At 43.5% G+C, this 14720-nt stretch carries 12 protein-coding genes; 8 read left to right on the top strand and 4 right to left on the bottom strand.

The features are described 5' to 3' along the window. Positions 1-131 precede the first annotated feature (131 nt). From NSQ20_RS18045 to NSQ20_RS18035, 3 genes are all read left to right on the top strand, one after another. Positions 132-674: a sigma-70 family RNA polymerase sigma factor gene (locus NSQ20_RS18045; protein WP_211083611.1), complete on the top strand. Its 543-nt coding sequence runs from the start codon at positions 132-134 to the stop codon at positions 672-674. A gap of 13 nt (positions 675-687) precedes the next feature. After that, positions 688-2103 (top strand): hypothetical protein, encoded by a 1416-nt coding sequence (locus NSQ20_RS18040; protein WP_340030483.1) that lies wholly within the window; start codon positions 688-690, stop codon positions 2101-2103. A gap of 174 nt (positions 2104-2277) precedes the next feature. Further along, on the top strand, positions 2278-4785 hold the full coding sequence (locus NSQ20_RS18035; RefSeq protein ID WP_340030482.1) for a WG repeat-containing protein: 2508 nt from the start codon (positions 2278-2280) through the stop codon (positions 4783-4785). Between the two features lie 154 nt (positions 4786-4939). Here the strand turns inward: NSQ20_RS18035 and NSQ20_RS18030 are convergent, their stop codons facing one another. Both NSQ20_RS18030 and NSQ20_RS18025 read right to left on the bottom strand, forming a co-directional pair. Then, positions 4940-5413, bottom strand: coding sequence for a YbaK/EbsC family protein (locus NSQ20_RS18030; protein ID WP_036673697.1), 474 nt, complete (start codon positions 5411-5413; stop codon positions 4940-4942). Between the two features lie 54 nt (positions 5414-5467). Continuing rightward, a complete protein-coding gene (locus tag NSQ20_RS18025) occupies positions 5468-6025 on the bottom strand; it encodes an XRE family transcriptional regulator (RefSeq protein WP_036673696.1) in 558 nt (185 codons plus the stop codon). A gap of 431 nt (positions 6026-6456) precedes the next feature. Between NSQ20_RS18025 and NSQ20_RS18020 the strand changes: the two genes are divergently transcribed. The 4 genes from NSQ20_RS18020 (at position 6457) to NSQ20_RS18005 (ending at position 12361) form a co-directional block, all read left to right on the top strand. Continuing rightward, positions 6457-8256 (top strand): ABC transporter ATP-binding protein, encoded by a 1800-nt coding sequence (locus NSQ20_RS18020; protein ID WP_340030481.1) that lies wholly within the window; start codon positions 6457-6459, stop codon positions 8254-8256. Then, positions 8253-10001 carry an ABC transporter ATP-binding protein gene (locus NSQ20_RS18015; protein ID WP_340030480.1) on the top strand — a complete coding sequence of 583 codons (1749 nt, stop codon included), beginning with the start codon at positions 8253-8255 and terminating at the stop codon, positions 9999-10001. Before NSQ20_RS18020 ends, NSQ20_RS18015 begins: the two co-directional genes overlap by 4 nt. Before the next feature lie 82 nt (positions 10002-10083). Beyond that, on the top strand, positions 10084-11046 hold the full coding sequence (locus NSQ20_RS18010; protein WP_340030479.1) for an ABC transporter substrate-binding protein: 963 nt from the start codon (positions 10084-10086) through the stop codon (positions 11044-11046). Positions 11047-11962: 916 nt separating this feature from the next. Further along, a complete protein-coding gene (locus tag NSQ20_RS18005) occupies positions 11963-12361 on the top strand; it encodes an RDD family protein (protein ID WP_081746009.1) in 399 nt (132 codons plus the stop codon). A 352-nt stretch (positions 12362-12713) separates the two neighbouring features. Here the strand turns inward: NSQ20_RS18005 and NSQ20_RS18000 are convergent, their stop codons facing one another. Continuing rightward, positions 12714-13922, bottom strand: a complete 1209-nt coding sequence (locus NSQ20_RS18000; RefSeq protein ID WP_340017583.1) for a hypothetical protein — start codon at positions 13920-13922, stop codon at positions 12714-12716. Positions 13923-14016: 94 nt separating this feature from the next. On the opposite strand from NSQ20_RS18000, the gene NSQ20_RS17995 reads away from it, so the two are divergent. Next, positions 14017-14310 carry a hypothetical protein gene (locus NSQ20_RS17995; RefSeq protein WP_162158985.1) on the top strand — a complete coding sequence of 98 codons (294 nt, stop codon included), beginning with the start codon at positions 14017-14019 and terminating at the stop codon, positions 14308-14310. Between the two features lie 93 nt (positions 14311-14403). On the opposite strand, the gene NSQ20_RS17990 is transcribed toward NSQ20_RS17995, so the two are convergent. Next, the gene (locus NSQ20_RS17990) at positions 14404-14673 is read right to left on the bottom strand and encodes a hypothetical protein (protein ID WP_340030477.1); all 270 of its coding nucleotides are present in this window, start codon (positions 14671-14673) and stop codon (positions 14404-14406) included. Positions 14674-14720: the final 47 nt, after the last annotated feature.

Below are 14720 nucleotides of genomic sequence, written 5' to 3'. Positions count from 1 at the left end.
CAAGGTCACTGCAAATCTTTTTTTATCGTGGAGTAAGTAAAAGTCATTTGCCAAACGAATATAGGTAGGAAGCACGGATCAACACGAGCACTCGTGATCATATGAGCATGGAAGGGAGGGGACATCTAATCGTGGAAGAAGAACAGATACGGAAGGCAGTAGCGAATCGTGATCCTGAAGCCATGGAATGGGTGATGAACCACTACGCAGGTTTGTTATGGAAGATTGCTCATTCCATCCTACATCATGCATCGACAGAAGAGATTGAAGAATGCGTAGCAGATACATTTTTTGCTTTTTGGCAGAATCCGGATGCATTCCAGTCTGGGCGAAGTAGCCTGAAAAATTACCTTGCAACAATCACAAAACATAAAGCGATTGATCGCTACCGGAAACTTAATCGAAGAACTGAGCTTACATATGAAGAGGAGATTCATTCGGTGCAAACGGATGATTTGTTGGTTCAGATGATCAGTAAAGAGACATATACGGAACTTAATCAAATGATTGAATCTTTTCCAGAACCGGAACGGGAGATTATGAAACGTCGGTTTTATGAAGGACAGAGACCCCATGAGATATCGGAAGCATTGTCCCTACACGTTAGGCAAGTCCATAACAAGCTTTATCGCTCCAGGCAACGATTGAGGACATGGTGGATGAACAGGAAATAAAGGAGGCGATCATATGGGAGAATCCGAAAAAGAATTCACTGAGCAGAACCTCTTTAACATTAAAAAGTTGTTCTATGATAAATTGGCGATGAATGAACCAACAAACATTACAAGATCAGATACATCATTTTATCCACCTGTATTATATCCATCCGATCCATCCGCACAGACAAAGAAGTCCATGAATAAAAGAAAAAAGTATCGCAAAGCCATCTATATTCCTGTAACCGCTGCGTTATCGTTATGTCTGGTTACAGGGGCAGCTGCATCAGTTGGGATCATTGATCTGTCTACTGTTCTTCATTTTATAGGTGCAGATCGGATTGGCATTCTTCAGCCTGTTCACCAGGTGAGTGAAGATCAAGGGATTCGAATGGAGGTTATAGGCGCTGTCAGGGACGGAGATACAACGGAAATCTATGTTTCATTATCGGATCTGACTGGGCATCGCATTGACGATACGTTGGATGTGTATGATTACAGTGTCACTGGAGGTAATGCAAACAACGCTCAGATTATTCATTATGATGATACGAATAAAACGGCTATTGTCCGATTCCTCATTCAAGGAAAAGTCAGCAAAAATCGCATTACCGTTCAGATCAATACGCTGATGTCGGGTACCTCTCGACAAGATGGTTACAACGTACAAGTGGACTGGAAGCAGTTGTTACAAGAAAAGCAAAACAATAGTTATCAAATCCTGGAGCGAGATCGTATAAGTGGCTTGGGAGGTACAACCGATATTCAATTGGAAACTGATCCTATTCCGGTACTGCATCAGGATGTAACGAATATCCCCGTTTCCGGTATTGATTGGATGCATATTTCCAATATAGGTTTTGTGGAGGGCAAGTTACACATTCAGATTAATCCGAATAATGAGATAGGCGAGTATAATCATGGATATTTCTACTTCACGGATGAGCAAGGTCAAAAGCTCGATATTCCCCAATATTCCATTAGCTACGGGAGATACATGAAAAATGGAGTAGACATTGGTGGGGATTACATTGAGTATGTGTATGATCTGTCTGCTGTTGACAATTTAGATAAGCTGAGAATTCAAGGCAGCTTTACGAGCATAAGTGAAGTTGTGCAGGGAAATTGGAAAACGACCTTTAACTTGAGTCAAAATGCTTTGAGTAAAACAGGAAACATTCAGCTTGATGCAAATGGAGCCTCACTGGCAAATGTTACTCTTTCCCCGGTGGGTGTCACACTTACAGGTGAGGCACTGAGTATGATTCGGATGGAGGATCTGAGTATTGAAGTGCACCTGAAGGATGGTACAAAGTTGACTGGCGAATCCGGTTTCCTCCAGCTGGATCAGGATTTCATTAAGTGGATATCCCCTAAGACCATTCCGGTGAATGATGTGAGCTACCTGCTAATCAATGGAGAGAAAGTAACTTTGCAAGATAAATAATATAAAAAGTGAATCAAAGAATCGGGGAATAAGTGCAATCAGAAGGCTGTTCTGTTATCGGAGTGGTAAGTGAGAATATTCTTTAGTTCAACTTATATAAAATGAATTACATGTCATATCCTGATTTATGACGCATACCATTAGGCGAATGCGGTCATAAGGGAGGAAATTGAGATGTCCATGAGCGAACCGCTGTTAACGCAAATTGTGAATCAACATATTCCGGCTGGTGCAACGGTCGTCACTATTGATAAACCTGTTCAACATCCAGCGATCTATGCGGCAGATCTTACCGGTGACGGTATGCCGGAGATTGCTGCAGTCTATCAGTTGAATGGTGAGCTGTATTTGCTCATTCTGAAATTTGTTCAAGGACATTGGATCAAGATGGCACTAATTAAGGGATTGGGGTATGGGGTGACTTTAATGACTGCAGCCCCTGTAACTTCAACGGCAAGGAACAATCTCATTATCGGTTGGCGGATTGGTTCTATCTGGTCTAAGCTTGCCGTATATGAGTGGACGGAATCAGGGCTCAAAGATCTGGCGCCTGACGATCTATACTATAGCTATGCAGAGATTATAGATATGCCTGGTCCGCATGGCCGAGATGGGAAAGTGGAGATTGCACTCTGGATACATGACACAGGTGAAGCCTATCGTGTGGAGATTATCCGATGGCAGAATGGGAAATGGGTTCCTGCACCGGACGTATATGCAACCTATTATCCCAAAGTGGTGCAATATTACGAGCAACTAACCCAGCAATATCCTGATTATATCTTTTACTGGTATTACCTTGCGGATGCTCAGTACCACGCGGGCCAGTATCCGGCAGCTCTCGCTTCAGTTCAGAAGGCACTCAGCTTCCCGGAAGCGTACCCTTCCAGAGAGGCGCTGCTGGAGCTGGAAAAGAAAATTAAGCAGGCAATGGTCCCTATAAGTCATGCCCGGGTAGCGACATGGTTATATCCAGTCTCCGTTCGAACCACGAGTGGGACGCGTTGGGGGTACATGGATGCACAAGGCCACATTCGGCTTGAGCCGGTACTGGATGACGCGCAAGAGTTTCAGCCCAATGGGTTGGCTGTGGTTGTGAAGGATGGTCGTGCCGGCGTTATTAATCTTCAGGGCCAGTATGTCGTTCAACCTGTATACGATTCCATCAATTCCTTTTCCGAAGAACGGGCGATAACAATTGATTCTCAAGGATTTAAGATGATTAATGAACAAGGTACAGTCCTGACCAAACGGGCATACCCGTATATTTCAAATATGAATGACGGTCGAGCGTTATTTTACGATTCTAATCCTGGTCAGGTAGATGGATCGGTGAGTCGGTATGGTTATTTGGATGCGTTGGGCAATGAGGTGATACCGGCACAGTTCGCTTCGGCGAACGATTTTCAAGATGGCAAAGCGGTTGTGCAGATCAAGGACAATGAATATGCGCTCATTAATCGCAATGGACATCGGCTCGCAACGTATCCATATGCCTATGTGGGACCACTAGGGGATGGACTGCTCGCTTTTCAAAAAGAGGCCTCTGGCAAATATGGGTACATCGACGAACGGGGTAATATTCGTATTCAGCCCAAATTTTCATCGGCATTTCCTTTTAACGATGGGCAAGCGATTGTTAACACAGCAGAGGACTACAAATCGATCTACGGTGTTATTAATACGGAGGGATCGTTTATCATTCAACCCGCCTATAATGATATCCGCGAACTAGGCGAGCATCGTTATGCGCTAGGGCAAGCAATTAATCCGGAGCAGCCGTATATTGGCTCTGTATACGCGATTGCAGATACCAATGGCAGAAGACTTACGGAGTTCCTATATCGCGAAGTAGGCAATTACAAAAACGGTCTTGCTTCCGCATCGGATGGCAGACAAACCTATCTGCTGGATCTGAGTGGAAGACCTGCCGCTGGGTATCCACATGTAGAAGGTTCGGGTACGCTGGAGGTCGTGGCACCAGATCTGATTAAGGCCTATGTAGACCAGCGTTTATCGTATGTGAATCGGGCAGGACAGATCATCTGGCGGCAAAATACAATCGTTCCACTTCATCCACCGTACCGTGTACGCGAAGAGAAGTACAAACCAAACAGGGACTACCTCGTATATTATCCGCAGGTGGAGGGATTAACGAACCAAGCGGAGCAAATTGCGCTGAATGCCAAGTTGAAGCAACTCTCTCAGGTTAAACCGATCCCTGCCGATCAGCAGCTGGATTATACGTATACAGGTGATTTTGATGTTACGTTTTATCAGCAACAATTGCTGCAACTGCAACTCACAGGTTATAACTACCCGGCGGGTGCAGCGCATGGTATGCCTACGATGATCTATGCGATCATTAATCTGACAAATGGTCAGTTGTATGAGCTAAAGGATTTATTTAAACCGAATAGTGACTATGTAAAAGTGTTGAGCCAGATTGTGGGGGATCAGATCAAAAATGATCCTCAATACTCGTATGTGTTTCCGGACACCTATACGGGGATTAGTGGGGAGCAGCCGTTTTTTGTCACAGCGGATGCTCTTCATCTCTACTTCAACCCGTATGATATCGCACCCTATGCGGCAGGGTTTCCAACGTTTACGATTCCTTTTGTCCAGATCAAGGATATCATTAATACAGAAGGTTCGTTCTGGAAAGCTTTCCATGAGTGATTGAGGGTACAGCCAACATTTTAACGAAAATATACGCTAGGGACGTTAAGGCACAAAGACAGCGGATTTTTCCTGCTTTAAGCAAATGTCCGCTGATGCTTAGCTTATATAACAGTCAAAATGTTGGCGCTACCCCATATAGAACTACTATAAATCAATCATTCCATCCTTTACATACATCAATCCACTCTGAATAACTAGAGTATTTTTCTAATTGTTCTATTGTAAGTTCAATAGCACTATTGCTACTCCCGCAAGCTGGATAGATTGTCTCAAAACGTTTTAGAGATATGTCTAGATAAACAGAAACATCATTTTTAATAGCAAATGGACAAACACCTCCAATGGCATGACCAACCATATCAATGGCTTCATCAGGAGAAAGCATTTTTGCTTTTGTTTTGAAATACTCTTTGAATTTTTTGTTATCCACTTTTGCATCCCCGGCAGCAACTACTAAAACAGCTTGTCCATTCACCATAAAAGAAAGTGTTTTTGCGATTCTCTCTGGCTCACAACCTAATGCAGTTGCAGCCAAATCCACGGTTGCACTAGATACTTCAAATTCGATAATTTCAGAATCCATACCATATTGTTTAAAAAAATCTTTTACTTTTTCAATTGCCATAATCATCACACCTCATTTTTAAATATTTTCTAGAAGATTATAGATGAAACTTGCCTATGTTCTTGGGTAAAAAATCATGTTGTAAATGACACATGGTTCTTGATAGGGATTATTATAGGAATGAAAAACATTAGCACGAAAGCGGAGTGCTTGATTTTCTTTTAGAACAATTTTTTTTGTGTTGACTACCAGCTCTAACATACCTTGTACCACAAAAACATATTCTTCCACACCATCAAGGTGCCTTTCAGATGGATGGTGACATCCAGGATCAAATTCGATATAAAATATTTCAACGTTACGGGTAGGGTCAAAAGGAAAAACAGGAAATGCTCTCATTTTTCCATCATTTTCAATGATAGCGTCTTTGGACCGTGTATCAACCACATTGCACTCATCTTCTAGCTCTTCCAATAATAAAGATAAAGGAACTTTTAAGCCCACTGCGATTTTCCAAAGAGTTGTAATCGTTGGTGAAGACTGTCCTCTTTCAATCTGTCCAAGCATAGGCTTACTTACATCAGTAAGTTTAGAAACATCTTCAAGTGTAAGATTTCTCGTTGCTCGTATTTCTTTTAACCGTTCTCCAATAGTTAATACTGGCGATTGCATTGCATCACTCCTTTTGTATGTTATAGCATTATAAAATTTAATATAACATACTTATAGTTGAGTTCAATAGGCGGCAGTTAAATGATGTAAGTAACTACTTCACATATTTATCCATACGAAATGGAAAATATTACGGGAGTTACAGATCAAAGAAGTCATATTTATCTATACAATCAAAAACGAAAACTTTCTCCAACAACAATTTTCTTTGCTTGGCGAGAATGTAAATACTTCACCAGTCATTCTCAAGTTACGCGACGAGGTCATATGTCCAATAGGGCTTATAAGATGCTGTGAGACAACAATAATCCGTGATGAGGTATTATTGCTCCGTGAAGAGGTAGTGATCATTCAGGGCTCTATGAGATATTAATGTGCGTATATAGCACTGCGCTATATTGAGAATGATTATTAATATCAGGAGGGATGAGATGAACAACACATCTGAAGTGTCGGGACTAATGCAAGTAACGAAGGAGCGCAAAGGTCTGCTGATTACAGCAAGTATCTTCTCGACCCTATCGAGTCTGTTGCAGATTGTTCCTTTTATCGGAGTGTACAAGATCGTCGAGGAACTGCTAACTCATGCGGGCCAACCATCTGCCATGGACAGAGATCTGTTGATCTATTGGGGGATCGTCGCATTCGTAGCCCTGATTGCAGGGCTTATTGCGCTCTATATCGGGGGGATGTGCTCACACATCGCTGCGTTCAACATTTTGTACCAGCTCAGAGTAAGGCTTGCGGAACATGTTGCCAAAGTACCCATGGGGTATCACACCCGGACAGCAACCGGTGAGCTCAAGAAGATCATCGAAGTCAGTGTGGAGAAAATCGAGAAATTTATCGCCCATCAGTTGCCGGACCTGGTAAGTGCGATCGTTATTCCACTGATGCTCTTGGGATATCTGTTCTGGCTCGATTATCGCATGGCGCTGACGCTTTTGGTTCCGATTGGAATAGGGTTCTGGCTCCAAAGTCGCCTTTTCCGCAGCGAAAAAGGCCGTCAGGCTTATCGTGATTTTCAACTTGCCATCGAAGAGATGAATGCGACGGGTGTTGAATACGTGAGAGGTATGCCAGCGGTGAAAGTATTTGGCATTACAGCTGATTCGTTTCTGACGTTTAAACAGGCGGTGACGCGGTACCGGGATATTTCGTTGAAAATAACTGATTTGTGTAAAACATCCTACGGGCTGTTTTTTGTAATCATGATCTCGTTATTTACCTTCATCGTTCCGGTGGGTATTCTGCTTTCGAGTGGAAATGCGGGGAATCAGTCGTTTGCGATCACGTTTATTCTGTTTCTGATCATTACCCCGAGTCTATCTGCACCGTTATTGAAGTTAATGTATCTGGGTAGTGGGATGCGAGAGATTGTGGAAGGACAGAAACGGATTGAATCGGTGTTTGCCGAGCCGGTTGTACAAGAACCTGTGTTTCCCAAAGTTCCAGATACATATGAGGTTGCCTTTCGGCAGGTATCTTTTGCTTATGAACGTAAGGAGAGCGAAGCATATAAACCTGTACTTGAACAGATTGATTTTGTAGCCAAAGCAGGAGAGATGACTGCACTTGTCGGACCTTCTGGTGGGGGGAAGTCAACCATTGCGAATCTATTACTTCGTTTCTGGGATGTGCAGGAAGGTGAGATTACGATTGGTGGAATTCCGATTCAGGAGATGGGTACGGAGAAACTGATGGATACCGTGTCCTTTGTATTTCAGGATGTACATCTGTTCTACGATACAATAGAAGAAAATATTCGGATGGGCAATACATCAGCTTCACGACAGGACGTTATAGCTGCGGCTCAAACTGCTTGCTGTCATGAATTCATTGAGAAACTGGATGCCGGATATGACACCAAAATCGGAGAAGGCGGTACGTACCTATCTGGCGGTGAAGCACAGCGAATTGCAATTGCACGGGCGTTGCTCAAAAATGCTCCCATTCTGGTCCTGGATGAAGCGACGGCCTATGCGGATGCAGAGAATGAACACAAGATCCAGCAAGGTCTGGCCCAATTGGTTCAAGGCAAAACGGTACTGATTATTGCTCATCGTCTAACAACGATTCGTGCAGCCGAGCAAATACTCGTGATCCGAAAGGGAATGATTGCCGAGCGTGGGACACATGATCAATTGCGTGCATTAGGAGGAGTATATGAGCACATGTGGCAGGCCCATATCAGTGCAACTTCCTGGAAGCTTGGAGGTGCAGGACGATGAAGAATTATTTATACAATATATCTGGGGGTAACCCGCGTAGTCTGCTACCTTCGGTAATTGCAGCGATTCTGGACGGGATTGCAAAGATTGTTCCTGCGGCGCTGCTTGTGGATATATTCAATACGATCTATAAGTCTTTCGCTGGACCAGACAAAGGACTGGATATCAACCGAATGTGGGTTGTATGCTGCATCCTGTTTGCCTGGCTTCTGGTGGAGTATGTGGCTTATGCTTCGCTCTATGACAAGACCTATCGGGCAGCATACAGCCTCGCGGCCTCAGGAAGGTTAAAGCTGGCCGAACATATTCGCCATCTGTCGTTAGGATTCTTCGGAAAACGTGATCCTGGGGATCTGACAAATCTGATCCTGAGTGATTATGGTCAGGTCGAGCATACGATCTCTCACAATCTGTCGCAGCTGATCAGCGCGATTGTGCTTCCGGTACTTGCTTTTGGCGGACTTCTGTTGGTGGATTGGAGAATGGCCGTAGCCATGTTTGTTGCGGTTCCCTTAGGTGTGGCTCTGTTATGGCTTACGGATTCCATTCAGGCACGACTGAGTGAGAACCATGTTCGAGCCAAAAACGAAGCCGCCAGTCGACTGCAGGAGTATCTGAGCGGTATTCGTGAGATTAAGGCCCACAATATGGGGGGCAAACGTTTTGAACGGCTGCGTCGTTCTTTTGACGAATTGAAATCAGCTTCCATTCGGTTGGAAGGTATCATGGGACCGATGATCATGGGCGCGATGTTGCTCGCACGATCGGGGATGACGTGGATGATTCTGGTGGGCAGTTATTTGCTTGCAGGTGGTGAGTTGTCCTTACCGGTATTTCTGTTATTTTTGCTGGTAGGTACAAAGGTATTCGAACCGTTAACGGTTGTACTGATGAGTTATGGGGAGATGCGGTACTCAGCATATAGTGCAAGACGCATTATGGATGTGCAGCAGGAGGCCCAGATGGCAGGAACGGGAGATGTACAGCCCAATCAGGCGATTTCATTCGACCAGGTGACCTTTGGATATGATGACCGGCAGCCGGTCTTGAAAGACTTGTCCTTTACGATTGAGCCGCATACCATTACTGCCTTGGTTGGCCCATCCGGTAGTGGTAAGAGTACAGTCACACGTCTCATTGCCCGCTTCTGGGATGTACAGCAAGGCACCATTCGCATTGGTGGCAGACCCGTTAATCAGATGGACCCCGAGAAGCTGTTGCAGGATATCTCTGTGGTCTTCCAAGACGTGTATCTGTTCCAGGATACGATCGGCAACAACATTCGTGTAGGAAAGAAAGATGCTTCGCAATTCGAGATTGAGGAGGCAGCACGGAGAGCTTGTTGTCATGAGTTTATCTCCAGTCTGCCTCAAGGGTACGATACGCTCGTTGGCGAGGGTGGATCGACGTTATCTGGTGGGGAGAAGCAATGGATCTCCATTGCACGTGCTTTGTTGAAAAATGCATCGATCGTCTTGCTCGACGAAGCCACCGCTTCACTTGATCCGGAGAACGAAGCCGCAGTGCAGCAAGCGATTAATGAGTTAGTCGCGGACAAGACGGTTATTTTGATTGCACACCGATTAAAGACCATTCAGAATGCCGATCAGATCCTTGTATTGGACCATGGTCAGCTCGTAGAGCAAGGAACTCATGCGCATTTGTTAGATCACTCAGGCATCTACGCTCGGTTGTGGCAATTACAACAGGATGCAGAAGGCTGGCAGGTAAAAGTGAACGGATAATAATGAGTTCGATGAGATAGATAAACTGAAGCAAATAAGCCTCATGTGGCTAATGAACTGACATAAAAGGAGAATGACAACGATGTTTAAACGAATTCCTGTATGGATTGCACTATGCTGTATGCTCACGTTGGCGGCCTGTGGAACGACCCAGACGACCAATGAAGTGGCGAGCTCCTCAGAGGGGACTGCACAAGCAACGACCAAAATGATTACTAACCCAAATGGAGAAGAGATTACGATCCCTTTGAATCCAGAGCGCATTGTTGATCTATCCGGCTCTACAGAAGAGCTACTGATCATTGGGAAAACACCTGTGGCCACGATGAGCGCGGATTACGGTAACCCGGAGGAAATCACACCAACCATTAAGGATCATCTGAGTGCAGATATCGTTAATCTGGGCTGGTATGGTTCACCGTTTAGCATTGAAGCAATAGCAGGAGCCAATCCGGATCTGATCATCTTGGGGAAGGATTTCAACACGGATCAATATGAAACTTTATCTAAAATTGCACCTACAATTGCATTGCCTTACTCTTACTATGATTGGAGAGAACGCCTGACATTCTTGGCAGATACGTTTGGAGAAGAAAGCAAGAAAGATGAATATCTGGCCAAGTATGATGCGAAATCTGCAGAGTGGAAACAAAAGCTGGAGGCGGCTGTACATGGTGAATCCTTTGCCGTAATTGAGACATATCCAAACAACCTAGTCATCTATTCCAATAAAGGGGCAGCTGAGATGTTATACGGTGAATGGGGCCTCAAGCGCACAGAGGGGATCCCTGATCCAGAGGGCTGGGGCGGTAAACAGATCGCACTGGAGGCTTTGGCTACCGTTAATCCGGATCGTCTGTTATTAATGGAGAATAGCGAGAATAAGATGGTAGACAGCAAGGTTTGGAATAACATGAACGCAGTGAAAAATGAAAAGATCTATAAAATCTCCAATGTCGATAATTACAATTATTCGTACACAGCGATGGGGAGAATGGAGCTTATGGACCGTTTGGGTACGATGATTCTGGAAGGACAGAAGTAGTCGTTGGATTAGAGCAATTGAAACGATAGATTAAATTTAACTTTTAACAGAACCTAACAACGCCTATGTTAATTGTGGAATTGTGGAATTTGTTCGAAATCATGTAACTTGAGCGGTTCTGGCTGCGTTTAGACATTGGGGTGATCTGATGTTGGTGAACGCGGTTCAACGGTACATGGTATTAGGACTTATATTTATAGGGATAAGCTTGACTGCATATCTCGTTCTTGAAAGGGTTGAAGGGTACCATATTACAACGACAGAGTATTACGGCTTACGCAATGCAGGGGGATTAATATATATTCTTTCGCTTATCCTGGGATTCGGTCACTATTTAGTCGCTTTTTATGTTGTTATTATTAGCCCGATCTCATGGTTGTTGCGGAAATATGTATGCTTTCCTATGGTGAGAACTTTCATCTATATGATTGGGTTTGGATGGGGCGGGCTGTGGGTTTTTGATCTCATGTACAATCCATATTTCGTGAATGGATACCATCTGAACCGAATGACATCGATATGGATATTTGCCATCGCCGGTTTAGTTTATGCCATTGTGGAGAATAAGATTTGGCGAAGAGGGCAGATGCAGAACGAACAGAAGGCTACTTAACAAATGTTGAGTAGCTTTCTTGGTTTACATAATTATTATGGTGTTTTCATTAGGGGCTCAGTTAGAAAGGATTATGTAAGAGTAAGTAGTTAGTGAACATGAACAGCGGTTAAGTTAATTCGATAGTTTGTTATAAAATTCACAAAGGATGCAATTAAAATGAGTTAGGAGTTTTATCGTAAAAAGGTAAAATTTTCTGTTATACTATTTGGGTTGTGTACATAAAGTTAGATATTTTAATGAAGGGAGTTCATGAAGTAAATTAGCCATTTAGTTTAAAATTGTAGTTTGGAGGAAAGCATTTTGTATAAAGCAGGTTTTTGGATTAGATTAGGAGCAGGTGTATTGGATAGTCTTATTATTTCAATTCCGTTAGTGATTATTGCAGGTGTGCTGACGGGTAACTTTGATACGGATGAGCCGATTGCCAAGCTACTTAGTGCGTTATACTCAATTTTATTACCAGTTTACTGGTATGGTCGAACCATAGGCAAACGCATATGTGGAATTCGAATCCGCCAATACGATACACACGAACCGCCAAAAATTGGTACGATGCTGATGCGAGTTGTTGTAGCTGGACTTGTGTACGTATTAACTTTGGGTATCGGAGTTATTGTGAGTGCTTTTATGGTCGGTCTGCGTGAGGATCGACGTGCGATTCATGACTTTGTAGCAGGAACAGAAGTAGTTTGGGACTAATTCGAAAAATATAAAGAATTCGCTGTACAGGGGTAAAAATCACTGTGCAGCTTTTAAATCATTAGTACTGTTTCACAAAACTCGTATTTTGTACATATGTATATAGGCCTTTCTTATATATAAGTAGTTTTACTTTTTTTCAACCACGTTGCCATGATCCCGTCAGGCTCTTCGCCACGTCTTTCCCGCATTAATTGATAAAGCCGGTTGAACTGAATTACTCCTTGTGCCGTCGAGACATATGGGGTCCAATAACTAAGCCACCGCTTTGCCAATACGGGTTCAAAAATATCGAAGAATAGAAATCTCTGGTAGTCCTTATTAAAACCAGGTACCGAATTACCTTGTTATCTCATTGATATCCAGTAATGGTTCTTCCAGCCCGTCTACCATTTATACCAACCTCCCTCCTACGGTTTCTCAGTATTCCTAGTGTTTCATCTCCCATATCCGACTCAGCTATCATTTGGGAAGTCATACCCTGATTAGTACACGTTTGGGCCTCACTGGCTTCTCCACCCAGGCGGGAATATGAGCCGATCAATCTGACAAAAAGGTGCTCAGCAATTTGCCCACCGAATTCAATAGGTCTGCCTCCAATCTCAATATCACCAACAAGGAACTCTTTGTTCAAAGGCACCTCATACACAGCTCTTACCGCAAACCCTGGACCACCACGCACTACCTTCCAATAATCTAGTGGATCGCTGTTGTCAGGTGAAGTCCAACCACTTGTGTTCGGCTCAGACATGTAGAGCCCGACAGGATTCTTCAGAGTAATCAGTGCACCCTGTCGTGCCAGTGCATTAACTTCGCCACCGATCAGGGGGTCACTTGCCCGCTTCTCAATTCCATATTTAGCACAACGTATTAGTTCATTCTGATCGCCAATTATCGCTCCTTCACCATTTTTCCGAAGTTTGGTCGCATCAGCTGCCAAGTTAATCTCAGCACTTAATGTATTAGCAGGGTGCGTCATTGCTCCATGACTCGTATTCCATTTATTCAAAGGATCATATTGGCCTTCTGGGAACAGATCATCGTGCTGTACATTAGGAGAAACATATTGGCGGTATAATTCAAGAACTTTCTGTTTATCACCAAGAGCGTTAATTCTCCAATTCATAGATGAAAATGGGTGTCCATGCGCCATTGCCTGCCAATATTCTGGACCCTCGCACGTAAATGTCACTCTTTTAATTTTATTACTTTCTTCGTCGTATTCCACAAACCATTCCAAATACTCGTCATGAATTCGAGACTCTCCTGGTGCAGGACGTTTGTCGGCAGTTGCCATTGCCTGCCTCCATGTTAACATTGAATCTTCAGATAGGATTTTGGGGAAAGCTGGCCATGCAATGGTCGCATCTTCTGACGCATCAAACATACTTGCCCCCAAAGGATTATAGAACTGACTTTTGCCTTGGCTAAGTACATCTTCATTTTCTTGAACAGCAGAAGTGAATACTTCATTGATGTATTCACTCCATGCCTCAAGCTGATTTAAAATATTGTTATAGTCATCCAAATTACCTGGCGGATCAAAGCTAGCAAGAACCATATAAAATGCTTCCTTTCCTCAAAGATGGCTTAAGCCTTAGCAATCCACAGACTACTTTAAAATTGCGCTGTAGCAAAACCTTGATGCTGATGAAGTGATGAAAATACTGAATGATCCAGCGGCAATTGCCGAGGCACACGCAGAGTTTGCCCAAGTACACCGCCTTGGAGTAAACAGCTACCCGACACTTCTTCTCCGTGATGGAAATGAGTTTATTTCATTAGGCGCGACGATGAATATAGAGGAACTTGAAGAGGGTCTAGCTAGTACAGTTATTGCGAAGCAAACTAAAGGGGATCAATGTACACTGGGTAATAAAGAAGGCTGTTGGTTAAGCAAAAAGGGATCTATGATATTGGATGACCCCCCTATCCGTTATTCTAAATAGGCAGGATATAGGCAATGTTAAGTCATCATGACCACCCGTTCACCGAGTGGTCATGATGGTTTCTTTATGTTATACATCATGGGAAAATCATAGTTATTGGTAAATTTTATGTCCCTCCTGCTGTTCTGCAAAGTAAAGTTCCATCGGTGTGATTGCATGATTTTGTCTGAATTTATTCTTGTACGTTTCAAAATTCCAACTTTCCAGAAATTTCGTTGCTGTAACATGTCCTGATTGCAGTAAGAAACGCTGGTCTTCTTCCGTCAAATTGAACTTCGTCGTTGTTACTTTTCCAGTAGGAATAAACATCGTTCGTTCTTCCGTATGTTCATCTACATGTCTTTGATCGTGGGCCTGTAACATCGTTTTGAATATTCCTTTGAGTAAAGAAACCGGACCGTTGATATCCA

It is taken from the genome of Paenibacillus sp. FSL K6-1122 (assembly GCF_037977015.1).
Lineage (GTDB): Bacteria > Bacillota > Bacilli > Paenibacillales > Paenibacillaceae > Paenibacillus > Paenibacillus amylolyticus.
This window is presented reverse-complemented; position numbering and strand designations above follow the sequence as displayed.